The sequence below is a fragment of the Streptococcus sp. KHUD_010 genome, assembly GCF_040207525.1.
Taxonomy (GTDB): domain Bacteria; phylum Bacillota; class Bacilli; order Lactobacillales; family Streptococcaceae; genus Streptococcus; species Streptococcus hominis.
Genome location: NZ_CP157941.1, coordinates 750,098 through 775,666, shown reverse-complemented (window position 1 = coordinate 775,666; position 25,569 = coordinate 750,098). Strand labels below are relative to the sequence as shown.

24 protein-coding genes and 1 pseudogene are annotated in these 25,569 nt (G+C 38.5%); 3 read left to right on the top strand and 22 right to left on the bottom strand.

What is annotated here, in order from left to right; genetic code table 11:
* Positions 1–65: 65 nt before the first annotated feature.
* From ndk to ABKA15_RS03790, 10 genes are all read right to left on the bottom strand, one after another.
* A complete protein-coding gene (gene ndk, locus ABKA15_RS03835; RefSeq protein ID WP_003024857.1) occupies positions 66–488 on the bottom strand; it encodes a nucleoside-diphosphate kinase in 423 nt (140 codons plus the stop codon).
* Between the two features lie 78 nt (positions 489–566).
* On the bottom strand, positions 567–1,517 hold the full coding sequence (locus tag ABKA15_RS03830; RefSeq protein ID WP_049512898.1) for a CPBP family intramembrane glutamic endopeptidase: 951 nt from the start codon (positions 1,515–1,517) through the stop codon (positions 567–569).
* Positions 1,517–2,155 carry a TIGR01906 family membrane protein gene (locus ABKA15_RS03825; protein ID WP_350015386.1) on the bottom strand — a complete coding sequence of 213 codons (639 nt, stop codon included), beginning with the start codon at positions 2,153–2,155 and terminating at the stop codon, positions 1,517–1,519. The genes ABKA15_RS03830 and ABKA15_RS03825 overlap by 1 nt, the downstream gene beginning before the upstream one ends.
* Positions 2,145–2,918, bottom strand: coding sequence for a TIGR01457 family HAD-type hydrolase (locus ABKA15_RS03820; protein ID WP_049512902.1), 774 nt, complete (start codon positions 2,916–2,918; stop codon positions 2,145–2,147). Before ABKA15_RS03820 ends, ABKA15_RS03825 begins: the two co-directional genes overlap by 11 nt.
* 22 nt (positions 2,919–2,940) lie before the next feature.
* Complete coding sequence (locus ABKA15_RS03815) at positions 2,941–3,672, bottom strand: acyl-[acyl-carrier-protein] thioesterase (protein WP_049512904.1); 732 nt, start codon at positions 3,670–3,672, stop codon at positions 2,941–2,943.
* Positions 3,673–3,675: 3 nt separating this feature from the next.
* The gene (hemW, locus tag ABKA15_RS03810) at positions 3,676–4,806 is read right to left on the bottom strand and encodes a radical SAM family heme chaperone HemW (protein ID WP_049512906.1); all 1,131 of its coding nucleotides are present in this window, start codon (positions 4,804–4,806) and stop codon (positions 3,676–3,678) included.
* 141 nt (positions 4,807–4,947) lie between these two features.
* The gene (locus ABKA15_RS03805) at positions 4,948–5,499 is read right to left on the bottom strand and encodes a DUF1697 domain-containing protein (protein ID WP_350015385.1); all 552 of its coding nucleotides are present in this window, start codon (positions 5,497–5,499) and stop codon (positions 4,948–4,950) included.
* A gap of 25 nt (positions 5,500–5,524) precedes the next feature.
* A complete protein-coding gene (locus ABKA15_RS03800) occupies positions 5,525–6,088 on the bottom strand; it encodes a hypothetical protein (RefSeq protein ID WP_049512910.1) in 564 nt (187 codons plus the stop codon).
* Positions 6,089–6,104: 16 nt separating this feature from the next.
* Positions 6,105–8,093, bottom strand: coding sequence for an excinuclease ABC subunit UvrB (gene uvrB / locus ABKA15_RS03795; protein ID WP_049512913.1), 1,989 nt, complete (start codon positions 8,091–8,093; stop codon positions 6,105–6,107).
* Positions 8,094–8,183: 90 nt separating this feature from the next.
* Positions 8,184–9,143, bottom strand: coding sequence for a CPBP family intramembrane glutamic endopeptidase (locus tag ABKA15_RS03790; RefSeq protein ID WP_049512915.1), 960 nt, complete (start codon positions 9,141–9,143; stop codon positions 8,184–8,186).
* A 162-nt stretch (positions 9,144–9,305) separates the two neighbouring features.
* Here ABKA15_RS03790 and ABKA15_RS03785 point away from each other — a divergent pair, with 162 nt between their 5' ends.
* The 3 genes from ABKA15_RS03785 to ABKA15_RS03775 all read left to right on the top strand — a co-directional run bounded on the left by ABKA15_RS03785 (position 9,306) and on the right by ABKA15_RS03775 (position 14,188).
* A complete protein-coding gene (locus ABKA15_RS03785) occupies positions 9,306–11,489 on the top strand; it encodes an ABC transporter substrate-binding protein/permease (RefSeq protein ID WP_049512917.1) in 2,184 nt (727 codons plus the stop codon).
* Complete coding sequence (locus ABKA15_RS03780) at positions 11,489–12,229, top strand: amino acid ABC transporter ATP-binding protein (protein WP_049512918.1); 741 nt, start codon at positions 11,489–11,491, stop codon at positions 12,227–12,229. The genes ABKA15_RS03785 and ABKA15_RS03780 overlap by 1 nt, the downstream gene beginning before the upstream one ends.
* Before the next feature lie 423 nt (positions 12,230–12,652).
* On the top strand, positions 12,653–14,188 hold the full coding sequence (locus ABKA15_RS03775) for an ABC-F family ATP-binding cassette domain-containing protein (RefSeq protein ID WP_049512920.1): 1,536 nt from the start codon (positions 12,653–12,655) through the stop codon (positions 14,186–14,188).
* Positions 14,189–14,208: 20 nt separating this feature from the next.
* Here the strand turns inward: ABKA15_RS03775 and ABKA15_RS03770 are convergent, their stop codons facing one another.
* The 12 genes and pseudogenes from ABKA15_RS03770 to ABKA15_RS03715 form a co-directional block, all read right to left on the bottom strand.
* A complete protein-coding gene (locus ABKA15_RS03770) occupies positions 14,209–15,957 on the bottom strand; it encodes an ABC transporter ATP-binding protein (protein ID WP_049512922.1) in 1,749 nt (582 codons plus the stop codon).
* A complete protein-coding gene (locus tag ABKA15_RS03765) occupies positions 15,938–17,683 on the bottom strand; it encodes an ABC transporter ATP-binding protein (RefSeq protein ID WP_350015384.1) in 1,746 nt (581 codons plus the stop codon). The genes ABKA15_RS03770 and ABKA15_RS03765 overlap by 20 nt, the downstream gene beginning before the upstream one ends.
* Positions 17,684–17,855: 172 nt before the next feature.
* On the bottom strand, positions 17,856–18,563 hold the full coding sequence (locus ABKA15_RS03760) for a glucosaminidase domain-containing protein (protein ID WP_049512925.1): 708 nt from the start codon (positions 18,561–18,563) through the stop codon (positions 17,856–17,858).
* A gap of 121 nt (positions 18,564–18,684) precedes the next feature.
* A complete protein-coding gene (gene yihA / locus ABKA15_RS03755; RefSeq protein WP_049512928.1) occupies positions 18,685–19,272 on the bottom strand; it encodes a ribosome biogenesis GTP-binding protein YihA/YsxC in 588 nt (195 codons plus the stop codon).
* Positions 19,273–19,283: 11 nt separating this feature from the next.
* The gene (clpX, locus tag ABKA15_RS03750) at positions 19,284–20,516 is read right to left on the bottom strand and encodes an ATP-dependent Clp protease ATP-binding subunit ClpX (protein ID WP_049512931.1); all 1,233 of its coding nucleotides are present in this window, start codon (positions 20,514–20,516) and stop codon (positions 19,284–19,286) included.
* 38 nt (positions 20,517–20,554) lie between these two features.
* Positions 20,555–20,728, bottom strand: a complete 174-nt coding sequence (locus tag ABKA15_RS03745) for a hypothetical protein (RefSeq protein WP_003024903.1) — start codon at positions 20,726–20,728, stop codon at positions 20,555–20,557.
* Positions 20,728–21,240 carry a dihydrofolate reductase gene (locus ABKA15_RS03740; protein ID WP_049512933.1) on the bottom strand — a complete coding sequence of 171 codons (513 nt, stop codon included), beginning with the start codon at positions 21,238–21,240 and terminating at the stop codon, positions 20,728–20,730. Before ABKA15_RS03740 ends, ABKA15_RS03745 begins: the two co-directional genes overlap by 1 nt.
* 186 nt (positions 21,241–21,426) lie before the next feature.
* Entirely contained in the window at positions 21,427–22,266 is an 840-nt protein-coding gene (locus tag ABKA15_RS03735) for a thymidylate synthase (protein ID WP_049512935.1), read from the bottom strand.
* 85 nt (positions 22,267–22,351) lie between these two features.
* Positions 22,352–23,569, bottom strand: a complete 1,218-nt coding sequence (locus ABKA15_RS03730; protein WP_049512937.1) for a voltage-gated chloride channel family protein — start codon at positions 23,567–23,569, stop codon at positions 22,352–22,354.
* 14 nt (positions 23,570–23,583) lie between these two features.
* Positions 23,584–23,850 (bottom strand): chorismate mutase, encoded by a 267-nt coding sequence (locus ABKA15_RS03725; RefSeq protein ID WP_049512940.1) that lies wholly within the window; start codon positions 23,848–23,850, stop codon positions 23,584–23,586.
* Positions 23,851–23,888: 38 nt separating this feature from the next.
* Positions 23,889–24,732 (bottom strand): annotated as a pseudogene (locus ABKA15_RS03720) (phosphate ABC transporter ATPase).
* Positions 24,733–24,929: 197 nt separating this feature from the next.
* Positions 24,930–25,565: a Pr6Pr family membrane protein gene (locus tag ABKA15_RS03715; protein WP_049512970.1), complete on the bottom strand. Its 636-nt coding sequence runs from the start codon at positions 25,563–25,565 to the stop codon at positions 24,930–24,932.
* Positions 25,566–25,569 lie beyond the last annotated feature (4 nt).

Genomic DNA, 25,569 nt, shown 5'->3' with positions numbered 1-25,569 from the left:
TAGTAAAAAAAGAGAGAACAAAAGCAATGGCTATCTGTACTCTCTCGAATTTATACTACTATGTTTTAATGATTACCAAACCAAAGCGCAATTTCCCGTTTGGCAGACTCTTCAGAATCTGAACCATGAACAACATTTCGAATCGTTTCACCAGCTTCAGCTGCTTGTGCAAAATCTCCGCGAATAGTTCCTGGTAGAGCTTCTTCCGGACGAGTAGCGCCCATCATGTGACGCCAACCTGAAATCACTTGGCTTCCCGATAAAACACCGATAATCACAGGCCCGCTTGTCATATAATCACGGATTGAAGGATAAAAATCTTTCGTTAATAGGGCTTCATAATGCTGATCAATTAACTCATTTGAAACATTGGTTCTCATTTCCAAACGTTCGATTTTGTAACCACGTTGTTCTACGCGCTTCAGTACTTCTCCAACCAAGCCACGTTTTACGCCGTCTGGTTTTATAATAAAAAATGTTTGTTCCATGATTGATACGCTCCTCTTTTGTTACCTTTATTTTATCATAAATGAAAGAAAGTTGAAAGTCCTTTCAAAAATCTTCTTTCACAAATGACTTATTAAGGTCAAAGATGTTAAAAACATGAAGATTACAAAAATCCAGAACCAAACAGAACGAAAAGCTTGCCTATAGGTTCCTGAAAATGAACGATTTTCTTGTACATACATTTTTATGTCTACTTTGTTTTTAAACAGGAAAATTACTGCAACACTTGCACCGACTAGCAGGATAAATAAGTGTAAGAGACCACCTATATCGTCCGACAAAAATGAATACAAATAAGTTAAACCATCTCCGATGACCAAGTTATTAAAAACGTGGAAAACCATTGCCCAGAGAATTGAATACTCCAAGGTCACATAAGAGAAGACAATTCCAACAAAAGCTGCAAAAAAGAACTGCGGGATATTTCCATGAAATAAACCAAATATGAGGGAAGACATCAGAATCGCAAAGACTTTTCCATATTTTTCAAACGTTCGTAAGCCCGCCCCGCGAAAAATCAACTCTTCTGAAACAGGACCGAAAAAGCTTGCATACAAAAACATAGAAACACTATCTGAACCTGCCGAAGCTGATTCGACAGCTTTAAGCATAGTAAAACCAAATAAATTAAAGATTGTTTCAAAAATCTGATTAAATAAGACGAACCCTAATTGACCCAGAAGTAAAAAAGATAAAACTATTCCAAACGTTTTTGGAGTCATGACTCTTTTCTGCGTTCGTAAATCAGACTTAAATAATTTACCATCCCGATACAACCAAAAGATAAAAACTCCTGCACAGACAGCAATTAGATAATAACTACCATCGCGTGACATAAAACTTTCCGTTGCTTTTTGGATTCTCTCAAGATTTCCGGGATAACGAATCGCTTGAAACAAGGTTACAATCGTTTGATAAATCAGACCAATCATTGCCATTACGACCACATACAGTAGACATAAAGCAGAGAACAAACCAATATCTTTTCGTACTTGCTGATTGACTAGCATCAGTTTCCCTCCTTCTTCAAATAGCTTTTTCGACTCCACAGGTATAGCCCCACAGCAAAACCTTCATAAAGAACAAAAAACAAAAGAAAGGCGTGAAGGAAAAATTCTTCTGGTAATATCCAAATAACAGGATCTTTAGCAGGGTCAAATAACCAAGTATTATCCCCAGCAAATAAAATCTGATGAAAGAGAGTGAAAAACGCATCAAAGCCAATCCCCAGCGCCACACCAGCAATTACAATAGGCAACCAAATAATAGCTAAAATCGCCTTTGAAAAGACAGATAGATATCTTTTTTTTATAATGTTTTTTACAAACAAATAAACCGCTGGTAAGGTTGCTAGAAAAACAACTTGCGCCAGATGAAAAAGATATTTCACGACTTGAAAATGGTGCAAACCTACTGCTGATGAGCGAAAATTAGGCATGGAGAGCTTTTGCTGAAATGGATTGGTTAGGTAATTCATCAAAATATTGAAATTGTGCTGAATGGTTGCAGATTTGAGGTAAACTTGATTTTCTAAATGCAACCAAGAAATTTCCAAAGGATAAAACAGCCAAGTCAGATAAATGGTCAACAAAATGGCTGTTGCTAAAAAGCAGAGCATACTCAGCCAAAAGGTCAGTTTAGTGCGCATCAAAATCCCACTCCGCTAGGCTAGAAAGTACATAATCTGGTTGGATTGGCAAGCCTGGCACTTCTTCTGGTTTCGTAAAGCCAGTTGTCACCAGAAGCGTAGGGATACCATTGTTAATCCCAGCCCGAATGTCCGTCAGGTAATTATCCCCAACCATTATCACTTCCTCGTGTGGTAGTCCTAGATGCTCAACCGCCTTTTCCATGATAATTGCATTTGGCTTCCCGATATAAACAGGTTTCACACGAGTTGCTACTTCAATGAGAGTAATAATCGATCCTGCTCCAGGCATGAGACCGCGCTCTGTTGGAATATTAAGATCCGGATTAGTTCCTACGAAATGAGCTCCCTTTTGAATAGCTAAAGTAGCAATTGACAATTTTTCATAGTCCACTTTCCAGTCCAATCCAACAACTACATAATCTGGGTTATCAGTATCTTCGACATAGCCAGCTTCTGCAATGGCTTGCTTAAGTCCGACATCACCGATAACATAGACTTTCTTGCCTAGATTTTTATCATTTAAGTAGTCAATGGTTGCTAAAGTCGCTGTATAAATCGTTTCAATCGGCGTTTCAACATTGAATTGTTCCGCTAACATTGTTTGAACAGTCTCAGGAGTACGTGTTGTATTGTTCGTCACAAATAAATATGGAATGTTGCGTCGTTGTAATTCATGGACAAAAGCTTCACCCGTAGGAATACGGTCTTTTCCTTTATAAATTGTTCCGTCTAAATCAATTAAATATCCTTTGTAGGTCATACTTCTCTTTCTATTGTTTTTCTTATGAAATTTCTTGCCAAGTTACCATAGCTTGTGCATTAATATCGCCATCGCTGGAAATCTGATGATTACTCTCTAATCCATTCAAATCATAACTAGAGGTAATTTGTCCGCCAGGTCGTACTTCCTTAACATACTTGAGGTGAACTTTTTTGGGAACGTGTTTCATGAGAAAATCAGCACCCATAACTTCAAAAATCCAGTCCAGATACTTGCTGTTGTTGACATGACCATTCATGTCTAAATCATAAAACCGAACATGATAATCTTTACTGGTCGAATCTTTCAGTTCTGGATATTTTGGACCACGAATCAACTTTTTAGAAAATTCTGCTTCATAAGGTGCGACAATCTTTGGCTCTACAGCATGCACTTTTCGACTGTCTCTGTCCATAAGAACAAAGGTAGCCATCATTTCAATCACGGCAACATCATTTTCATCAAAAACGGTAAAACGACGATAACAAAAGAGACGATTATAGGAAAGCGCTTCTGTTTCAATCATCATTTCTTCACCAAATTTAGGCAGCCGTACCACATCGATATCATAGTCAGTAATAATCCAGACCAGATTGTATTTCTCCAGCATATCCTTGTCGCTAATTCCCAAGTCAATGGACTGCAAACCTGATACCTGTAAGGACAGCAAAATGACATCAGGCAACTTGATATGACCATTCATATCCGCCATATCAAACGGAATTTTCATTTTCATTTGATAAGTTAAACCCATAATTTACTCCAATATAAATTTCTCTGCGACCGTATCGCCCAAAAATAGACCCTTTTTAGTCATACGAACGATTTCTTTGTCAGGTACTAAGAGTCCTTGCTCAATAAGTTCTGTTACTACATGACCGTACTGCCGATCAAAAGAAACACCAAATTTTTCTTCAAAACGCTTTTTAGAGACACCTGACTTCTTACGCAAGCCCAGAAACATTTCTTCTTCCATCATCTCTTGCTTACTCAGATGTTCTTCATTCACACGCGCATTGCCTTTTTCAACCGCCTCTAAATAATGACGAATCGGACCATGATTCTTGTAGCGAACCCCATTGACATAACCAGAAGCCCCTGCCCCAATACCAAAATATTCCGCATTATCCCAGTACATGAGATTGTGTTGACTCTCAAAACCTGGCTTAGAAAAGTTAGAAATCTCATAGTGTTCAAACCCAGCTTTTTCCAACTCTTCAATGATATACTCAAACATCTCTGCTTCCAAGTCTTCTTTAGGCAAAGGCAGTTTTCCTCGCCGCATCCGATTCATAAAAACCGTGTGATTTTCTAGAATTAAGCTATAAAGGCTCATGTGAGGGATGTCTAGTGCAATGGCCTTGGCCACATTTTCCCGCACGTTGTCCATGGTCTGCTTGGGCAGTGCATAGATCAAATCAATCGAGATATTGTCAAATCCAGCCAGCTTCAGATTGGCGATGTTTTCATAGATATCTTTTTCTAAATGACTTCGACCAATTTGCTTGAGCATGCGATCGTCAAAAGTCTGAACACCTAAAGATATCCTGTTCACAGGCGAAACCTTTAAAACAGCAATCTTATCCGGATCCAAATCTCCTGGATTAGCTTCAATAGTCAGTTCTTCTAACAATGACAAATCCAGCTTTTTCGTCAGCTCTGCCAATAAAAACTCCAGCTGCTGCGCTGAAAGAGCTGTCGGTGTCCCACCACCGATATAAAGCGTCTGTAAATGCTTTATATCATAAGAAGTATATTCTTGAAGCAAGTGCTCTAAGTAGGCGTCAACTGGCTGATTTTTGATAAAGACCTTAGAAAAATCACAATAATAACAAATTTGAGTACAAAACGGAATGTGTACATAAGCAGAAGTTGGTTTGGTGTACATAGTATTTATTATAGCATAAATTTAGTATATGGATGTTTCAAAGCACACATAAAAATTTATAGACTCTTATCAATATATTCTTGCTCAACAACGAAAATACCATAAGTGTTAAAAACGTTCAACTTAATTCGCTACTTCTATTCATTTTTGAATTGTACCTACCAACTCCACTATCTTCTGGAAAGTCTTGCCGTTTCGGATGGTTAGTTGCTTGTAGAAACTGGACTTGAGCAGTTTCTTATGGTGGTTGGACTTGAGATAGTCCGCTTGATCAGCATTACTATAAAAGAAAGCCGTCTGCCCAAAGTGCAGCTGCTCCTTGTCATTTGCCCAACTGCGAGCCAGCTCTTGAACACTCTCCCTATCTGTCTCCGGCAGATAAAAGAGAACATCACGCCGAAAGGCTGTTTCATCCTGCCACCAAGCAGGAAGATTCGCTCTTTCTTTTTGAAGCATGGCAGAGCTGACAAGGGCAAAAGGCAGAGGAAAATCATAAGACCGACTGAAATAAGCCGTCAAAATCTCCCGAATCCTCTCCTCCTGCTCCTCGCTATCAAAGAAAAGATTGCCACTATTGATGTAGGAAACTGGATTTTCAAAACCCAACCCAGCCAAATCCTTCTTCAAATCAGCCATAACAACCTTGTTTTTTCCGCCGATATTGATTCCGCGGAGTAAAAGTGCATATCGCATGTGTGCTCCTTTCAGCAATTAAATTTCACATCATAAAGTTCTTATCTAGCCCTAACTCATCTATTAACTTGTTTGTCGCTTCAGAATTCCTCTTTTCTTGCGAGTCGAAATCATTCAATTTCATTATAAACCAATATTTCGGACTAATGACAGCTGAAGTAACATCATATTTAATTTGTGTAGCAAGTAGTACATAGATAGCCATCATCCGATATTCATTTTGAGTAATTCTTTTAACCGCAGCCTCATAGTTTTCTTTTTGCATTAACGATACTATCTTTATAGACTCTTTTGAACCGTATGAGTAGATTGTATTAATTATCTCTTTAAAGATTTTCAAATTTTCTTCTTGTCTCTTTTCTTTGAGTTTAGCGTTTTTTAAAGAATTGATTTCAATCATTTCATCAAAAAGCGCTAAAACCTTATAAGGAATTTTGGACATGTTCTCCAGTGCTAATGTATCTCTATTACGCTTAAGTTCATTCTGGAAACTCTGCTTCATTGAAAAATAAGTTACAATAAAACCAACAATTGAAATAACACTAGAAATCATTACACTGATAACTGTTATTAAAGAAGCTTCACTCATTCTTCTATTTATCCTTTCAATCCATCGCCTTTATCTCTAAAATCATATCCCGAATCTGTGCAGCCAGTTCGAAGTCGAGAAGTCCTGCAGCTTCTTGCATTTGTCCTTCTAGCTTTTTAATCATATCCTTGCGTTCCTGCTTGTTAAGACTTTCAATATCTACCACTTCTTCCTTGTCTGGCAGAGCGGATTTTGTCACACTGATTAGGTCACGGATTTCTTTCTGGATTGTTTGCGGTACAATACCATGTTCTTCGTTATAAGCCATTTGAATCTGACGACGGCGGGCAGTTTCATCCATAGCTTTTTGCATGGAATCTGTGATTGTGTCAGCATACATGATGACGTGGCCTTCACTATTACGGGCAGCCCGACCAATGGTTTGGATCAAACCACGCTCATTACGTAAGAAACCTTCCTTGTCTGCATCAAGAATGGCAACCAGACTAACCTCTGGCACATCAATTCCCTCACGCAACAGGTTAATTCCGACTAAAACATCAAAGACACCTAACCGCAGGTCGCGGATAATTTCTGTCCGCTCTAAGGTCTTGATATCTGAGTGCATGTATTTGACCTTAACACCCATTTCTTTAAAGTAATCCGTCAGATCTTCTGCCATCTTTTTAGTCAACGTCGTGATAAAGGTCCGCTCATTCTTCTCTGCACGCGCATTGATTTCGCCTAAAAGATCATCTATTTGTCCCATAGTCGGACGCACTTCTACTTCTGGATCCAGCAGACCAGTTGGTCGAATAATCTGCTCAATCACTGTATCCGTCTGCTCCCGCTCATAGTCGCCCGGTGTCGCAGATACATAGACAATCTGATGAACATGACTTTCAAACTCCTCCCGACGCAGCGGACGATTGTCCAAGGCAGACGGCAGGCGGAAACCATAATTGACCAACATTTCCTTCCGTGAGCGGTCACCATTATACATACCCTTGATTTGCCCCATCGTCATGTGACTTTCGTCTACCATGATTAAAAAATCATCAGGGAAGAAATCAAGCAAGGTATAAGGTGGCTCACCTTCGCTGCGCCCATCCATGTGACGAGAATAGTTCTCAACACCATTCGTATAGCCCATCTCACGGAGCATCTCAATATCATACTCCGTACGCTGTTTCAATCGTTGGGCTTCCAAGAGCTTTCCTTCCTTTTCAAAGATAGCCAGCTGCTGCTCCAGCTCAGCCTGAATCTTGGCAATGGCAATCTCCATATTTTCGTCATTTGTCATAAAGTGAGTAGCTGGGAAAATTGCTAAATGATCCACTTCGCCCAACACTTGACCAGTCAACGCTTCTACTTCTCGAATACGGTCAATTTCATCTCCGAAAAATTCCACCCGAAAGGCATGTTCATCGCGAGAAGCTGGGAAGATTTCTACGACATCTCCACGCACACGGAATTTCCCCCGCTGAAAATCAATATCATTACGCTCAAACTGGATATCCACCAAATCATTGAGAAGTTTATCCCGTGAAATCTCTAAACCCGGCCGCAGACTGACAACGCTATCAGAGTATTCCTTAGGCGAACCCAGACCATAAATGCAGCTGACTGACGCCACTACAATCACATCGTTGCGTTCCAAGAGAGCCGAGGTTGCTGAGTGACGAAGCTTGTCAATCTCATCATTGACAGAGCTGTCCTTCTCAATATAGGTATCACTGGAAGGCACATAGGCTTCCGGTTGATAGTAATCATAGTAAGACACAAAGTATTCGACCGCATTGTCAGGGAAAAATTCCTTAAATTCCCCATAAAGCTGACCTGCCAGAGTTTTATTATGAGCGATGACTAAGGTCGGTTTATTAACCTTTTGAATAACCTGACTCATAGTATAGGTCTTCCCAGTTCCTGTCGCTCCCATGAGAATCTGAGCTTTCTCACCCCCCTCTATATTGTCCACTAATTGCTCAATCGCCTGTGGTTGATCTCCTGAGGGCTTATACTTAGAAACTAGTTTAAATTTATTGTCCGTAATTCTATTTATCATTATTCTTTTCCTCTATACAATCTTCTCTTATTTTATCATATTTCTAAAAATATCACTGACTTAGGATAATAAGAAGCCCACCTAGTAAAACTAAGTGAGATTTGATTTTCTAAATTGTAATGCTGCTGGTAATTTATCTTCTTTTTTAAGAGACCAATACAGATAGAAAATGCTGAGAATTAATACCAGACTGGTGAAAATAGAGCCTTCTGCTCCAAAAGCCCCACCCGAAAGCCAATCTACGTTGGATTTCGTATTGTAAGCAAAGACGGAAGTTTCTGCTCCCTGACCACTGACCTGAATACCATAAATGTTACCTTGAACAAAATTCCAAGCACCGTGAATACCAGCTAGCCCCCACATATTGTCAGTTTTTAGCATGTAAAAACAAGCAAAAGCACCATCGAGAATAATATTGACAATCGAAAGAAGCGTCACACCAGGATTTAGTAAATGGAGAGCACCAAATAGGCTAGCAGAGATTAAAAAACCGACCAAAATATTTGACTTGGCAGTAACCGTAGGAAATAGCCAACCACGCGTCACCAGTTCTTCTGTTCCTCCTTGTAACATCCAAAACGGAATCAGGGCGATGATAAAGAGAAAAGGCTCCAAACTAAGATAAGAGAGTTCTAACCTACCTACACCTGTCACCAAAAGCAAGGCAACTATGAAAGAAAACTGTGCCGCTCCAATCAAAAAACCTTTTCCTAATTCTTTAAACCAATTTTCCTTAAAAAAACCAAGACTTGAAAAAGGTCTTTTTTCAACGCATTTCACCCAAAGAAAGAGAGCCAAAGAAATAAAGAAAAAGAGGAAGAGTTGGATGAAAATCATATAATGCGATGTCAGTTCTTGTATCATTACAAAGCCTGCCTCAGAATGAACAAGGCCCAGCACAAGACCCAGCAGTATCGAAATTGGAACCAATGCAAGCCCGCCGACAATTTCACCTCCATAAACAAAAACAATCGAGAGAATAACTGCCAACCAAATAGGTGGAATGTAACGGGACTGTTTCACATTATCAAGCATACGAAATTTAAACATAAAATTCCCTTTCCTTTTTTGATTATTATATCATATTTATTTTACGCAAATCAAAAAAGAAATTTTCATCTATGTTATAAAATCTAACATAAAAATACAAAATATTTGTATTTTAAAGATATTTTTGGTATAATTTAAAAATATTCTTTAAAGGAGAGACTCATGAAGAAAAAAATTATAGCTTTTTTGTTAGCTTTACTACCACTCTTTGCTGTAACAACTATTCATGCTGATACAATCAAAGTAGTATCTGATACAGCTTACGCACCTTTTGAATTTAAAGATTCCGATCAAACTTATAAAGGTATTGATGTAGATATCATCAATAAAGTTGCTAAACTAAAAGGTTGGGACATCAATATGACTTTTCCTGGCTTCGATGCAGCCGTTAACGCCGTTCAGTCTGGTCAAGCAGATGCCATTATGGCTGGCATGACAAAGACCAAAGACCGTGAAAAAGTCTTCACCATGTCTGATACTTATTATGATACAAAAGTTGTCATTGCAACAACTAAAGCCAATACAATCAGCAGTTATTCCCAATTAAAAGGGAAAACTGTTGGGGTTAAAAACGGAACTGCCTCTCAACGCTTTCTAGAAAAAATCAAAAACAAATACAAATTTACTATCAAAACATTTGACACAACTGATTTGACTTACAACAGCTTGAATTCTGGTTCGATTGATGCCATGATGGACGACCAACCAGTCATTGAGTATGCTATTAAACAAGGTCAAAATTTAAAAATCTCTATAAAAGGAGAAGCTGTTGGTAGCTTTGCTTTTGGTGTTAAAAAGGGAAGCAAGTATGAATATCTAGTAACAGAGTTTAACGAAGCACTTGCTCAAATGAAAAAAGATGGTTCTCTTGACAAAATCATCACAAAATGGACAAGTTCTACAAATACAAAAACAACTAGTTCTACTCCAGAAACCACTACTCCTGCTGGTCAAAAAGCTACTCCCGTAAAATCAACATATACCATTGCTAGTGATTCTTCCTTTGCACCATTCGTCTTCCAAGACAGCAACAATAAATATACTGGGATTGACATGGATTTGATAAAAGCCATTGCCAAAGATCAAGGTTTCAAGATTGAAATTACAAATCCTGGATTTGATGCCGCTTTAAATGCTGTACAATCTGGACAAGCTGACGGAATGATTGCAGGAATGTCTGTGACGGATGCTCGTAAAGAAACCTTTGATTTCTCAGAGCCTTATTACACAGCAAACGCAATCCTTGCTGTCAAAGAATCCAGCACAATTGCTTCTTATAAAGACTTGAAAGACAAAACAGTCGGCGTTAAAAATGGAACTGCTTCGCAAACCTTTTTAACAGAAAATCAAAGCAAGTATGGCTATAAAATCAAGACATTTGCTGACGCTTCTTCTATGTATGACAGTTTAAACTCTGGCTCTGTGGATGCTGTTATGGACGACGAACCCGTTGTAAAATACTCCATTAGCCAAGGTCAAAAACTAAAAACTCCAATCAAGGGAACTCCTATCGGAGATACTGCTTTTGCAGTGAAAAAAGGTAGCAATCCTGAATTGATTCAAATGTTTAATAATGGTTTAGCAAATATCAAGAAAAATGGTCAATATCAAAAAATTCTTGATAAATATTTGAAAAAGACCAGCTCTGCTTCTAGCTCTTCAGACAGTACAGTTGATGAAACAACTATTTGGGGGCTTCTCCAAAATAACTATAAACAATTGTTAAGCGGACTTGGTATCACCATTGCTCTTGCGCTTCTGTCATTTGCTATTGCTATGGTAATTGGAATTATCTTTGGTATGTTTAGCGTGAGTCCCGTCAAAGCCCTCCGCGTCATCTCAGAAATCTTCGTAGATGTCATTCGTGGAATCCCGCTTATGATTCTCGCAGCCTTTATCTTCTGGGGCATTCCAAACTTCATTGAATCAATGACAGGGCATCAAAGTCCGATTAACGATTTTGTAGCTGGTACAATTGCTCTTTCTCTCAATGCAGGTGCTTATATTGCAGAAATTGTCCGGGGTGGGATTCAAGCTGTTCCAGCTGGACAAATGGAAGCCAGTCGAAGTCTTGGTATTTCTTACTCAAAAACCATGAGAAAGATTATTTTGCCACAAGCAACAAAAATCATGTTACCAAACTTCGTCAATCAGTTTGTTATTGCTTTGAAAGATACTACAATCGTCTCTGCTATCGGTCTTGTTGAACTTTTCCAAACAGGTAAAATCATCATTGCTCGTAACTATCAAAGTTTCAAAATGTATGCTATCCTAGCAGTCTTTTACTTGATTATCATCACTCTTTTAACGAGACTTGCAAAACGCTTAGAAAAGAGGATTAAATAATGGCTAAATTAAAAATTGATGTCAATGATTTGCATAAATACTACGGGGAAAATGAAGTCCTAAAAGGAATCACAACCAAATTCTATGAAGGGGATGTCGTTTGTATCATCGGGCCTTCAGGTTCAGGAAAATCAACTTTTCTACGTAGCTTGAACCTATTGGAAGAAGTTACAAGTGGATCGATTACTGTAGATGGTTTCAATCTAACCGACAAAAACACAGATGTTGACCTCGTTCGTGAAAATATTGGTATGGTTTTCCAACACTTCAACCTCTTTCCTCACATGACCGTTTTGGAAAATATCACCTTTGCTCCTGTCGAGCACAAGCGAATGACACAAGCCGAAGCAGAAAACCTTGGTATGGAGCTATTAGAAAAAGTCGGGCTCTCTGATAAAGCTGATGCCATGCCAGACAGTCTCTCAGGTGGACAAAAACAACGTGTGGCGATTGCACGTGGACTTGCTATGAATCCTGATATTATGCTCTTTGACGAACCTACTTCCGCTCTTGACCCCGAAATGGTTGGAGACGTTCTCAATGTTATGAAAGAATTGGCCAAGCAAGGCATGACCATGATTATCGTGACTCATGAAATGGGATTTGCTCGTCAAGTAGCCAACCGTGTCATCTTTACGGCTGACGGAGAATTCTTAGAAGACGGCAAACCCGACCAAATCTTTGATAATCCGCAGCATCCACGCCTCAAAGACTTCTTGGACAAAGTCTTGAATGTGTAATATGACTTCGAGTCTGGGACAAAATGTCCCAGACTCATTTACTTTCTAGAAGAAAACTCAATAACGCAGTAGTTGCACTTTCATTCCATTTATTCTTAATGACAAACTTTTTTCTCGGTACCCTTTTGACATTTAACGCCTTTTTTGCTACACTAAAATCAGTAAAATTCGGAGGTAAGGAGTTTATGTACAAGAAATCTATTGCTTAAAGGAAACTTTATCTAGTAGATTTTTTGTTATGCTCTTGCCTATTTTTCATAAAAGAAATTTTTTTCAAACTTCTCAATGATAAATATATTCGTTGCAAACTACTCCGTTTTGCAGTGTTTGTTGGCAATCCAAAAACAAGAACAGCTCTACTAGGTAAAATAGGGCTGTTTTTCTTAGCTCTAAAATGACAATGAACATCAAAAGGAGACTTGTATGCTACAAATTCGACATTTAACTATTACCCACTTAAAAGATTTGAAAGATTTAGTTAGCGATTTATCGCTTACTGTCAATGCAGGCGATAAAGTCGGCATTATCGGAGAAGAAGGTAATGGAAAATCTACTCTTCTCAAGCTACTCATGAACGACACACTTGTTTCAGACTATGTTAGTTATAGGGGAGAAATTCAGAAAAACTATCATTGTTACGCTTATTTGCCGCAAACTTTGCCTGAAAATGAAAGAAAGCTCTCCCTCAACGACTACTTCTTTGGTGATTTGGACGTAGACTTAGATTACAGCAAACTTTATCGCTTCGCTCAAGAATTAAAGTTTGACAGTCAACGTTTTACTAGTCAGCAAACAATAGCCACTTTATCCGGTGGTGAAACATTAAAAGTGCAGCTTTTAAAAATCCTCTCTACAAATTGGGACATTCTCTTTTTAGATGAACCTTCCAATGATTTAGACATAGACACTCTGATTTGGCTGGAAAATTTTCTTCAAAATACACCTCAAACAGTTATGTTTGTTTCACATGATGAAAGTCTTTTAGGTCATACAGCAACAAAAATCGTGCATTTGGAATTGGTTAAGAAAAAGCAAGAAACTCGGACGACTGTGAGGAACCTTGATTATGAAAATTACAACCAGCAAAGACAGACCGCATTTGAAAAGCAAACTAAAGATGCAAAAAAAGAACGAGAAGAATATCAAAAAACAATGGAAAAACATCGCCGCGTCAAACAAAGTGTGGAGCACGTGCTGCGCAACACTCATGATAGCACGGCTGGGAGATTAGTGGCTAAAAAAATGAAAAACGTCCTCTCACAGGGCAAACGATTTGAGAGAGAAGCGGCTGAACTGACAGAATTGCCAATACAGGCAGATGCTATCAATCTGAAATTTCCTGCTATCGCTCCTCTGCCATCTACAAAAAGACTAGTCACTCTCGAGCAAATGTGTTTGAAGGTAGGAGAACGCACTTTAGCCCAAAATATAAATTTTGAACTCTTAGGGCAGGAAAAGATTGGGATTATTGGTGAAAATGGTGTCGGAAAATCTACTTTTATCAAAGAACTGCGAAATCTATTACAAAAGAAAAAAGGCATTACGCTAGGGTATATGCCTCAAATCTATCCTGATAGTTTAAACGAAGTCGATTCTCCAATAGATTTTCTAACATCCACAAGAGAGGGTATTGAGCGAGAAAAAATCCTCACCCACCTAGCCAGTCTGCAATTCACGCGCAATGAAGTGCAACATTCTATTTCCCAGCTATCTGGTGGACAAAAAGCTAAATTACTGCTTCTAAAAATGGTATTAGATCAAGCAAATGTCTTGTTGCTAGATGAGCCGACACGCAACTTTTCCCCCACTTCTCAGCCACAAGTACGAAAACTTTTTACAGATTATAACGGCGCTATCATTACCGTTTCACATGACCGCACCTTTCTCAAAGAAGTTTGTCAGAAAATCTATCGCTTGACTGAGACAGGAATAGATCCAGTCCGCAAAGAACAGCTATAAGTTTGTTCTCCTAGTCGATCTTAAACAGCCAAGTTCCCTTGAGCTGTCTGCATTTGGTAATAAACGCCTTGTGCTCGCATCAGCTCTTGATGACTGCCATGTTCCACAATATCTCCGTCAACCAACACTAAAATGATATCTGCATTCTGAATGGTAGACAAGCGATGAGCAATGATAAAACTGGTTCTTCCTACCATGAGCTTATTAAAAGCCTCTTGAATGAGCACTTCAGTCCGCGTATCAATAGAGGATGTTGCCTCATCCAAAATCAGGATTTTAGGAACCGCTAGAAAAACACGCGCAATGGTCAATAACTGCCGTTGTCCTTGTGACAAAGAATCTCCTGCATCTGCTAGATAAGTATCGTAGCCATGTGGCAATTGCTGAATAAAGAAATGAGCATTAGCAGCTTTAGATGCTGCAATTACTTCTTCTCGGCTAGCCTCTGGTCGCCCAAAAGCAATATTTTCATGAATTGTCCCCGTCTTCAGCCATGTTTCTTGTAAAACCATACCAAACTGCTGGCGAAATGAGACTCTGGTATAATCTGAAATATCTCTGTCGTCTAACTTAATCTTACCCGCATCTACATTATAAAAACGCATGAGGAGATTGATTAAAGTCGATTTCCCAGCACCAGTTGGCCCGACAATAGCAACTTTGCTTCCTGCTGGAACGGTCATGTTTAAATTGTGAATCAAGGGTTTATCTTTTTCATAACCAAAACGGACGTGCTCAAAATGAACCGCACCCCGTACTGCTTCACTCGTGAGTTCTTTTTTTCCAGTTTCTACAACTTCTTTTTCATCTAAAATCATGTACAAACGCTCTGCACAAGCAAGGGCACTTTGTAATTCAGCCATAACAGACGAAATATCGTTGAATGGTTTGGTGTATTGGTTGACATAATTTAAGAATGTCACTAATTGTCCAACTGTGAAACTAGAGCCATTAATGATACGAACCGCACCAAATCCAACAACAATGGCATAAATAAGAGCATTCACGAAGCGCGTCGCTGGATTGACAGTAGAGGAATAAAAAATAGCATCCTGAGAATAGTCCGCATAGCTCTCATTGCCCTTTGTAAAATCCGTAATGAATTGCTCTTGGGCATTGAAACTGTGAATCAAACTTTCTTGAGACAAACTTTCTTCAATGAGCTGCGTCTGCAGCCCCCGAGCTGTTGTTTGTTTTTGAAACAGCTTGTAACTTTTACGGGCAATAAAACGCGCAATCAGCATAGATAAGGGAGTTAAAAGCAAGACTAATATCATCATGAAAAAGTCAATCCTTGCCATTGTCACAATCGTTACAAAAATAGTCAACACGCCTACAAAAAACTGATTGAAGACCATGAGCAGACCATTATTTAACTGCTCCACATCCGTCGTCAATCGACTCACTAAATCACCACTCCCTTGACGATCAAGATAAGCCAAGGGAAGTAGATGAATTTTTTGAATGACTGCATCCCGAAGTTTCTGACTATAACTATAAATCAACTGATTATAGATTAAAGGATTGAGCCATTGAATCGCTGTATTGGCAACAATCACCATACCCATTTTCGAGAGAATTGGAAGCAAATGCTGACTTGCATTGGGAAGTAAAACACTATCAACTGCATTTCCAATCAAAATCGGCAAATAAATGGTCAAGGCAACCTGAACAATCGTTCCAATTGTAGCTAGTAGGAAAAGCCAGCGCTGCTGCAACAAATCACTTGCAAGGCGTTTCAGACCACTTTTAGAATACCTCGTTTTCATGCTTTTCCTCCTTACTATGTTGTGAGAGATGAATTTCTCGATAAATAGCACTCGTTTGAAGCAACTCTTCATGTTTGCCAAGAGCGACCTGATGACCTTTATCCAAGACAAGTATCTGATCAGCTGCACGTAAGCTATTGGTTCGTTGAGAAATTAAAATCAAACTCGTGTTCTTTAACTGCTCTTTAATCACTTGCAATAGTTTAGCTTCTGTTAAATAATCAAGTGCCGAAGTGGAATCATCCAACACTAGAAAAGGTGCTTTTTGTAAAATAGCACGCGCAATTGTCAACCGTTGGCGTTGACCACCGGAAAAATTCCGACCAAAAGCTTCTACTACTGCATCTAGCTGACCTTCTTTTTCCTGTACAAAGTCACTAGCCTGCGCAATATCAAGAGCCCACCAGAGTTGTTCATCCGTGACCTCGTCTTCCAGACCCAGCGACAAATTTGAGCGAATCGTTCCGCGGAACAATTCTGCTTTTTGTGGCACCAAACTCATCCAAGTGCGCCACTCTTCAAGGCTGCTAGGACTTCGACCATTTTTGAAAATAGCCAATTGACCAGCATCAATCGTATACAAGTGCGCCAAGAGTTGCACCAAGGTTGATTTTCCTGAGCCTGTTCCGCCAATCACTCCCAAAGTCTGACCAGATAGTACGTCAAACGAAATATTTTCCAAGGCTGGACTGGCAGCTTGTGGATAGGTAAAGGTAACATTTTCAGCAGAAATAGATTGAGCACCAACAGAATGCGTATTTGGCAATTCTGCTAGTATATCTTCCTCTTCTTGTTCAAAGACCTCTTGGATTCGTCCAGCGCTGATGTAACTTTGGTTCAAAGAAGTGACGAGCATTGCCAGTTTCAACAACTCTATCAAGATTTGCAAAAGGTAATTGACTAAAGCGACTAATTTCCCTTGCGTCAGCAAATCCTGTCCAATAGCTAGATTCCCCTGCCAAATAACCATGACTAACGTGCTATTTACCACTAAAAAAGTCAACGGGCTAATCAAGCTCGACCAAACTCCTGTTTTTATCTGCCAGGTCTTATAGATTTCATTGGTATCTCTAAACTCATGAATTTCTTTATTTGTTTGCCCAAAGGCACGGATAACACGCATACCTTGTAGTTGCTGGCGTGTCATATTGACAATTTTATCTGTAATCTGGCGAATTTTAGCGTAAAGCGGATTCACCAAGCGTGACATGATATAGATAATGCCCGTTAGGATGACAACCATGAGTAAAAACCAGACTGTAATACTTGGACTGATCAAAAATGCCATGATTATTGAGCCAAAAACAATAATCGGCGCGCGCAAAAAAAGACGAAGAAATTGATTGATACCGGTATGAATTTGATAAGTATCACTTGTCAAACGAGTGACCAGACTAGATGTCGTCAAGTTATCTCGACTAGCTTTTGGCAAACGCATGATTTTTTGATATAAATCTTTGGTTAATTGACGTGTAAAACCTACCGCTGCTTTTGAAGAATAATATTGAGCAATAACCGCCACGACAACACCAAACGATGCAAGGACAACCAATAAAAAGACCATGGCATAAAGATGCGCACTGTCTTTTTTAGGGATTGTTTGGTCAACAATTGTTGCAATCAAAATTGGCACCAATAGCTCAAAACTAGCTTCTAATAATTTAAAAAGCGGTCCTAACAAGGATTCCTTGATATAACCTTTAAAATATTTCAATAAATCTTTCATGAAATCTCTTTTCCTACACAAAACTAGTTCTATTTTATCATAATCTAGCCTTCTCTGTGATTTGTTAGCGGATACAATTATTTTTATTGGAGAATTTTTGTTAGATGAATTCCAGATAAAAAGGAGAAGAACTATGTCGCTCTCTCCTACTAAATTTCTTTCAAATAAAATATTATTGATGACGATTTGCCCAAGCAACATCTAAATCTAACACTTCTTGTGTTGTGTATTGTTGGCGATAAGGATTGTAGACTTTGTTAGTTGTTGCAACATTGGTTGCTTGCACATTTGGTACATCGTATTGTGTCAAATTATATTGTTGAATCAAATTATTCAACTTAACATTATAGCTTGTATCCGTTGCATAGACACCTGTTAAAGCAGCAGTCGCATTCATATAGCTGGTCGTATTACTCTTCCAAGCATAAGTGTAGCGGCTGTGTTTTAAAATCGCCACATAGTCTTGTAAAGATTCAACATAACTTGGATAGGATCTAAATTCTGCATTGACATTATAAGTATTTCCCTGTCCGTCATCTTCCAGTGTAGCCATTGTGGCTGATTGCCCAGCATATTGTCCTTTGATACCAAACAAATTATGATGAGGAGCGGCTGATAAAGCAGAACGTCCAGAATTGCTTTCCAGAATTGCTTGTGCAATCATAACTGAAGCATACAAATCATTCTCTTGTCCCAATTGGCGAGCAGTTTCACCGATTTGTGAAATGAACACCTCTGTTTGAGTCAACGGACGTTGGTAAGTCTCATCATTGGCACTAGCTGGGTGAACTTGCTTGGACAAAACTGCACTAACCAATAAAGCAGCGGTCACCAAAGCTAGAACTGTTAAAATTCTTTTTTTCAATTTTTTCTTTCTCATAGCTTATTCTCCAGTATAATATATTTTGATTATAACATAAAATTCCCAGTTCTTAGTTACAATTTAGTGACAGATTCATTATAAAAAACCGAGAAAATGATTCTCAGTTTTTCTTCAATTCCTAAATTTTTTCCAAAATCGCATCCCAAGCTGCATCTAAACCATCTTTATTAACAGATGAAAAAATAATAAAATCATCATTTTTATCAAAATCTAACTTTTTCTTAATGACTGATTCATGCTTGTTCCATTTGCCGCGTGGAACTTTGTCAGCTTTCGTGGCTACGACAATGACTGGTATTTCATAATATTTGAGAAATTCGTACATTTGTACGTCGTCTGTACTTGGCTCATGGCGAAAGTCCACTAGACTGACAACTGCTCTAAGATTTTCCCTGCTCGTCAGATATTCCTCGATCATCTTGCCCCACTTCACTCGTTCTGTTTTAGAAACTTTAGCATAACCATAGCCTGGGACATCCACAAAGCGGAGCTTGTCATCAATGTTGAAAAAATTAAGCAGTTGCGTTTTTCCTGGTTTACCAGAAGTTCGAGCTAAATTTTTTCGATTTAACAATGTATTGATAAAGGAAGATTTTCCAACATTGGATCGCCCAGCAAGGGCAATTTCAGGAATCTCGTCTTGGGGATAATGAGATTTATTAGCTGCACTTAGCAAAATTTCTGCATTGTGTGTGTTAATTTCCATTGCACACCTCTTTATGCTGTTTCTAAAATCGGCTTATCCGTTCCGTCAACTGCTTCCTTAGTAATCCGTACCAGCTTCACATTTTCTTGACTTGGAACTTCAAACATGACATCCATCATAGTCTCCTCGATAATCGAACGTAATCCACGCGCACCTGTCTTGCGTTCAATGGCCTTGTTAGCGATTTCCTGAAGAGCGTCATCATCAAACTCCAATTTGACATCATCATAAGAAAGAAGAGTCTGATATTGCTTCACTAAAGCATTCTTTGGTTCGCGAAGGATTCGCACCAAATCATCAACTGTTAAAGGCTCAAGCGCTGCAAACACAGGCAAACGACCAATCAATTCCGGAATCAAGCCAAATTTTTGAATATCTTCAGAGATGATTTCTTGCATATAAGAACCAGTTTCATCAATGGCTTTGTTGTTTTGACCAAAACCGATAATTTTTTCGCCTAGTCGTTGTTTGACAATTTCTTCAATACCGTCAAATGCACCACCAACGATAAAGAGAATATTTTTCGTATCTACTTGAATCATCTCTTGTTGAGGATGCTTGCGGCCGCCTTGCGGAGGTACGCTGGCTACAGTTCCTTCAATAATCTTGAGGAGTGCTTGCTGAACACCTTCACCAGACACATCACGAGTAATAGAGACATTTTCGCTTTTCTTCGCAATTTTGTCAATCTCATCTACATAGATGATACCACGCTCAGCACGCTCAATATTGAAATCTGCTGCTTGCAAGAGTTTCAAGAGAATATTTTCAACATCTTCTCCGACATACCCAGCTTCTGTCAAAGCTGTCGCATCTGCAATCGCAAAAGGAACATTCAGACTTTTTGCCAAGGTTTGAGCGAGGAAGGTCTTGCCAGAACCAGTTGGACCAATCATAAGGATATTGGATTTCTGCAATTCGACATCTTCCTCATCTTCACGATTATCATGAAAATTGATGCGTTTATAGTGATTATAGACAGCCACAGCCAAAGCACGCTTAGCACGGTCTTGTCCAATCACATAGTGATTCAAAATACTGAGTAGTTCTTGTGGTTTTGGCACTTCTGACAAGTCTGCTAGCACTTCTTCTGCTAGTTCCTCTCTGATGATTTCTTGTGCTAATTCCACACATTCATTACAAATAAAGGCATTATTTCCTGCGATAATTTTTTGGACTTCTTCTTGGCTTTTACCACAAAAAGAGCAATAAACCATCATTTCATTCGTACGATTTGTAGGCATTTTTCACTCCAATTCTATTCGTTGTTTATTCTTTTTTCTCATTTAAATAAGGTCATATAAAAAGCATGAATACTATTCACTAAATTTGTAAAAGCATTCAGCCAAAAGAGCACTGATAATCCATACCGTTTTTTACGAAAAGCTTGCGTTGCCGCCATAACACAAACGACACATAAAAGAGCCGTAAAAAATCCGAAAATACTACGTTCCATTACGACTCCTTTCTTTGAAAGGTTGTGACAGTAAAGTCATACTCATTCTTTTCATCTTTGGCATGAAACTGATGAGACAGCTCCTGAAATTTCGTCATATTAAAATCTTTCGGGAAATAGGTATCTCCTTGTAAACGAGCATGAATACGGGTAATAACTAATTCATCTATTAAGGGTTCGAATGCAGAAAAGATCTGACCGCCACCGATAATATAAAGAGTTCTTTCTTGATTCTTATACCATTTCATAACAGAATCAACATCATGAAACACCAGAACTCGCTCATTCTCTGCTTGATATGATTTGTCTCTCGTCAAAATAATTGTCGTGCGATTGGGCAATACTCTGCGGTTCATCCCATCAAATGTCACTCGCCCCATTAAAATAGCCTGTCCAGTTGTCATTTCTTTAAAATGCTTGAGATCAGCTGGTAAATGCCAGGGCAATGTGTTGTCTCGCCCAATCAAGCCATTCTCATCTTGCGCCCAAATAGCTACAATTTTCTTTGTCATTTCCTCATCCTTTGAATTGATATTTCTATTTTATCAAATTTCACAAAAAAAGGCTGACTTTAACTATCAAATCAAAGCGCCAATTTATATTGCACAAGAAATCCGTTCTTTTATGATGTCTTGTGAAAATAGTTAGATACAGCCCTTTATTTTTTAGATTTTGAAAATCTGAAAATCATTTCATTCTCAAATGGCTAAATCAAATTTCAACTGTGGCTTAACAGGGATATAATCAACTAATTCAAAATTTTCTGCTTTAATGTCAAAAAAGTTGGTTCCGTCTGGGACATTCAATACTAATCGTGGCAGGCAATCCGTCGGTTCACGTCGAAGTAATTCTTCAGCTTGTTCAAATTGATTATCATAAATATGCAAGTTGTTGACAAAATAAAAGAATTTACCAACTTTCCAGCCAAAATGCTTGGCAATCATCATTTGCAATGCTACATACTGCATAGCATTGATGTGATGAGCTACCAACATATCATTTGAGCGTTGTGTCAGAGTTGCATCCAGATAAATGTCACCATCTACACGGCGTACATCAAACATGGTCTGAAAAGCACAAGGCAATAGGCCTTCTGTTTCCTCAAATGCTTCATAATCCCAAAGCGAGATAATATTTCGTCGATTCCAAGGATTGATTTCTAGCTGTTTCAAGATTTTATTGATAATATCATGTTTCTTAACAACAGCGCCATAGCGCAAGCCAATCGTGCGAGTATCTCCCACTTCCCAATCATTCCAATAATGAACATTGTACTTTTCTTCTAAAATATCTAAGCTATTGGATTGGTCTTGGTAAATCCAGAGTACCTCTTTGATAGCTGACTTGATAGCAATCGGTCGAAGCGTTGTAATAGGAAATTCTCCCTTGCTCAAGTCGTATTCAGCAAAAGAACCTGTAATATACTTAGAGTTAGCCACTTTCCCGTTTTTATAACGAGGACGTGCATTTTCAGAAAAAACACCTTCATGTAAAATTTTTCGAATATTTTCTTTAAAAATAGTATCTGCTTTTGTCATGATTTCCCTTTTCTAATATTGCTTTTTCTAGTATAACACAAAATAAAAATCTCCTACAAGTCAAAACCTCGCAGGAGAACATGCTTTAATATCGAATTTTTTGAGCTCCATAAATCGAATGCTGACGATGTAGAGAAAACGCCACCGCACACACTATGAAAAAATAGGGGAAATTAGTAAAGCCAAATACTTCACAGCCAATTAAAATCGGGCCTAAGAAAGTAGAGGTCGCACTTCCAAAAACAGCAGCATAACCTAGTGCAGCAACCAAACCAACTGGAAGTCCAAATAAACCTGCTAGCAACACACCTAAGCTTGCACCAATTGCAAAAAGCGGTGTCACTTCTCCACCTTGAAAGCCAGCTGCCAAAGTCAAAACTGTTAGAAGTAACTTGAAGAGCCAATCATATACATAGACGGGCTGACCAGCAAAACTGGCTGCAATCAAATTTGTTCCAAGCCCTGAGTAGCGACCTTTATCTAACAGCAGAAAGACGATACTTAAAAATATTCCCATAACGACAATCCGTTTGTAGGGATTTGGAAAAGTAATTGCTGCTTTCTTTTTGCTCCATGAGAGAGCATAAGCAAATACATTGCCGCAAAGTCCAAAAAGAACTCCAAGAAACACTAATTTGATAAGAAGCGTCGGTGACAATACCAGATGCACAGAAATTGGCTGTACAAACTTCTCAAGCCCTAACGCATGCGATGTCCAAGAAGCAACGAAAGAAGCAATCATTGCAGGATACAGAGCCGTCAGTTGCATGGTTCCTACAACCAAGACTTCCATTGCAAACAAAATTGCCGCCAGCGGTGTTTGAAACAGTCCAGCAAAACCAGCAGCCATCCCTGTGACTAAAAAGATTTTTGAAGTGTTGGGGATAGAAAATTTCTTGCCAAACCAATGAGAAACTGTTGCTCCTAATTGTACTGCTACTCCTTCTCGACCAGCTGAGCCACCAAAAAGGTGCGTCATCCAAGTTGTCAATATAACCAAAGGGATCAGGCGCTTTGGGATATGATTCTCTACACCATGTCCTACATCAAAAATCAAGGTCATCCCTTTACTACTTTTTCCGCCGTATTTTTGATAAAGAAATACAATCGCTAATCCTGCTAAAGCCAAAAAAGGAATCAAGTAAAAAGGATGCATTGACCGAACTTCGCTTAAAAATATGAGAGTTCGTCCAAATATCGTATCAGTAACTCCGATCACTAATCCTATCAGAATGGACAATATGGTAATAGCTACCACTCGCTTTCCAATATCAAGCCATTCTATATCATGCGCATTTTTCATTTGAATTTCCTTTGTTATTTGATGTGTTGGTCTTGATAAGCACGCGAATGTTTCAAAATATCAGAAAAAGTCTGAATAATGCTTTCTTCGTACTGTTTTTCATGTACACTATTTGCAACTTTCTCTAAAATTACTTGTTCTCGCTGAGTGTCTAATACAGCTTTTCCAGTCTGACGTTTATAGAGAGCAACTTGACTCACCAAAGCCATTCTTTTTTCTAGTAAGGCAATCAAATCTGCATCTATTTGATCAATTTCTTTTCTAATTTCTACTAAATCCATGATTTCCTCCTAATTGCTTTCTATCTTAACAAAATTTTTCACAATATGCTAGTGGTCGTCCTAACTCCACCATCGAACTCTAGCACTTTTTCATATACCTTATCATTCCATTTTACCAGTCCATCGTTTTGATAATCTAAATAATGAATCCTGTTTTTTAAATAATTTGGAATAATACCTTCAAATTCCTTTTTATTTTGATTTGGAATAATGCAAACACAAAGATTGAGATCTAACAATACCTCATCTTTCACTTTTGCTGCATGATAACCATCAAATACATAGCCCTTTTGATTCACAATAGTTTCATACCGGAAATGAAAGCTAACACCAGGTATGAAAGCTTCTTCCAGATCGACTTCCGTGGGATTTCTTTCTAGCAATCGTTCCATTGCTAACCTATAACCAGATGTCGTATTAGACCACCCAAACATGACATAGTCAAAATAATCCGCTGGATCACCTGCTGCATTTCGTTTATCGTTCACAAGCTGTTTGCCAGTCAAACCAAAAGCCTTCGTGGCAGACAATAATTTCCCACTTTTCAAAATCTCCTTAGCAGTTTCCACAGTGCAAGTATGACTGAGATAATCTGACGTCACACATTCACCATATACATTAAAGGTTCCAGCTTCTTTTCTGTCACGCGGGGTAAACGGATATATTACTTTACCATTTATCCAGATACTGACAGACTAGGCTTTGTAGAACAGGATTTTTACACTCTATTTGAGTCTTCCTATTGTACATTTTTTCATATCCCACGAACTTGGCAATTTTTTCCAATTCCCATTTGTTAATTTCAGGATAATCTACTAAGGCTAAATAGTAAGTCCCCTGCCATTGAAGGCTAAAATCATTTTTGCAAATTTTTACTTTCATACATATAATGCCTTTTTCATCATTTTTCACATTTATGCTTATTCTATTAATTATACACCTATCAGTCATAAATGGTTCTATAATTATAGATAATGATAGAAGTTTTGACTAGCTTCAAACAATTTTATTTTTCAACAAAAAAGCCTGAAGAAAATAACTAAAAAGTGTTTCTTCAGACACAATCTGCTTTTTGTGTATTAGGATGATGATTTTCTACGTGAGAAAACAGACATGAATCCAAAAAGCAAAAAGCTCGCCAATAGATAGCCAATAAAGATTTTAAGTGACCACTGTAAAACATAAGGCCAACCATATTTTGGAATATTTAAAAAAAAGTAAGCAAAGGGACTGTCCTTAGCACCTGGAATAGGCCACTTGATAACCAAGCCATTAAACAGAGCAAAAACCATGTAAAGTAAGGGAACACTCGTCCAAGCAATAGGGTCATACCATCGATATTGTAAACGTTTGTCAAAAAGCAAGGTATCTGCTAAAAACCATAGTGGCACAATGTAATGACAAAGGAAATTTTCAAGTCGATAAAAATCAGTTGCAAGCGGTGCCAACATAAAATGATAAATGACGCATGTAATCATAATACACATGGTCACTCCGCCTTTTAGCCGAAACAGCGATTGCGTTTGCCAGCGTTGTTCAGAACGCGCCATTAGATAGAGCAAATAGGCCGTAAAAGCTGTAACAATCATGTTAGATAAAACTGTGTAGTACATCAGCATTCCTAAGCCACCATGCTTTGTGATTTCAAGGTAAACTCCTGTAAATCCTAACATAAACAATACCATGCGGCTATAAAAAATCACATTTCGCTTCATCATC

Excerpts from the sequence above, each read along its gene's own strand:
- ndk (WP_003024857.1), bottom strand. The coding sequence starts at position 488 with ATGGAACAAACATTTTTTATTATAAAACCAGACGGCGTAAAACGTGGC.
- ABKA15_RS03830 (WP_049512898.1), bottom strand. The coding sequence starts at position 1,517 with ATGCTAGTCAATCAGCAAGTACGAAAAGATATTGGTTTGTTCTCTGCT.
- ABKA15_RS03825 (WP_350015386.1), bottom strand. The coding sequence starts at position 2,155 with ATGCGCACTAAACTGACCTTTTGGCTGAGTATGCTCTGCTTTTTAGCA.
- ABKA15_RS03820 (WP_049512902.1), bottom strand. The coding sequence starts at position 2,918 with ATGACCTACAAAGGATATTTAATTGATTTAGACGGAACAATTTATAAA.
- ABKA15_RS03815 (WP_049512904.1), bottom strand. The coding sequence starts at position 3,672 with ATGGGTTTAACTTATCAAATGAAAATGAAAATTCCGTTTGATATGGCG.
- hemW (WP_049512906.1), bottom strand. The coding sequence starts at position 4,806 with ATGTACACCAAACCAACTTCTGCTTATGTACACATTCCGTTTTGTACT.
- ABKA15_RS03805 (WP_350015385.1), bottom strand. The coding sequence starts at position 5,499 with ATGCGATATGCACTTTTACTCCGCGGAATCAATATCGGCGGAAAAAAC.
- ABKA15_RS03800 (WP_049512910.1), bottom strand. The coding sequence starts at position 6,088 with ATGAGTGAAGCTTCTTTAATAACAGTTATCAGTGTAATGATTTCTAGT.
- uvrB (WP_049512913.1), bottom strand. The coding sequence starts at position 8,093 with ATGATAAATAGAATTACGGACAATAAATTTAAACTAGTTTCTAAGTAT.
- ABKA15_RS03790 (WP_049512915.1), bottom strand. The coding sequence starts at position 9,143 with ATGTTTAAATTTCGTATGCTTGATAATGTGAAACAGTCCCGTTACATT.
- ABKA15_RS03785 (WP_049512917.1), top strand. The coding sequence starts at position 9,306 with ATGAAGAAAAAAATTATAGCTTTTTTGTTAGCTTTACTACCACTCTTT.
- ABKA15_RS03780 (WP_049512918.1), top strand. The coding sequence starts at position 11,489 with ATGGCTAAATTAAAAATTGATGTCAATGATTTGCATAAATACTACGGG.
- ABKA15_RS03775 (WP_049512920.1), top strand. The coding sequence starts at position 12,653 with ATGCTACAAATTCGACATTTAACTATTACCCACTTAAAAGATTTGAAA.
- ABKA15_RS03770 (WP_049512922.1), bottom strand. The coding sequence starts at position 15,957 with ATGAAAACGAGGTATTCTAAAAGTGGTCTGAAACGCCTTGCAAGTGAT.
- ABKA15_RS03765 (WP_350015384.1), bottom strand. The coding sequence starts at position 17,683 with ATGAAAGATTTATTGAAATATTTTAAAGGTTATATCAAGGAATCCTTG.
- ABKA15_RS03760 (WP_049512925.1), bottom strand. The coding sequence starts at position 18,563 with ATGAGAAAGAAAAAATTGAAAAAAAGAATTTTAACAGTTCTAGCTTTG.
- yihA (WP_049512928.1), bottom strand. The coding sequence starts at position 19,272 with ATGGAAATTAACACACACAATGCAGAAATTTTGCTAAGTGCAGCTAAT.
- clpX (WP_049512931.1), bottom strand. The coding sequence starts at position 20,516 with ATGCCTACAAATCGTACGAATGAAATGATGGTTTATTGCTCTTTTTGT.
- ABKA15_RS03745 (WP_003024903.1), bottom strand. The coding sequence starts at position 20,728 with ATGGAACGTAGTATTTTCGGATTTTTTACGGCTCTTTTATGTGTCGTT.
- ABKA15_RS03740 (WP_049512933.1), bottom strand. The coding sequence starts at position 21,240 with ATGACAAAGAAAATTGTAGCTATTTGGGCGCAAGATGAGAATGGCTTG.
- ABKA15_RS03735 (WP_049512935.1), bottom strand. The coding sequence starts at position 22,266 with ATGACAAAAGCAGATACTATTTTTAAAGAAAATATTCGAAAAATTTTA.
- ABKA15_RS03730 (WP_049512937.1), bottom strand. The coding sequence starts at position 23,569 with ATGAAAAATGCGCATGATATAGAATGGCTTGATATTGGAAAGCGAGTG.
- ABKA15_RS03725 (WP_049512940.1), bottom strand. The coding sequence starts at position 23,850 with ATGGATTTAGTAGAAATTAGAAAAGAAATTGATCAAATAGATGCAGAT.
- ABKA15_RS03715 (WP_049512970.1), bottom strand. The coding sequence starts at position 25,565 with ATGAAGCGAAATGTGATTTTTTATAGCCGCATGGTATTGTTTATGTTA.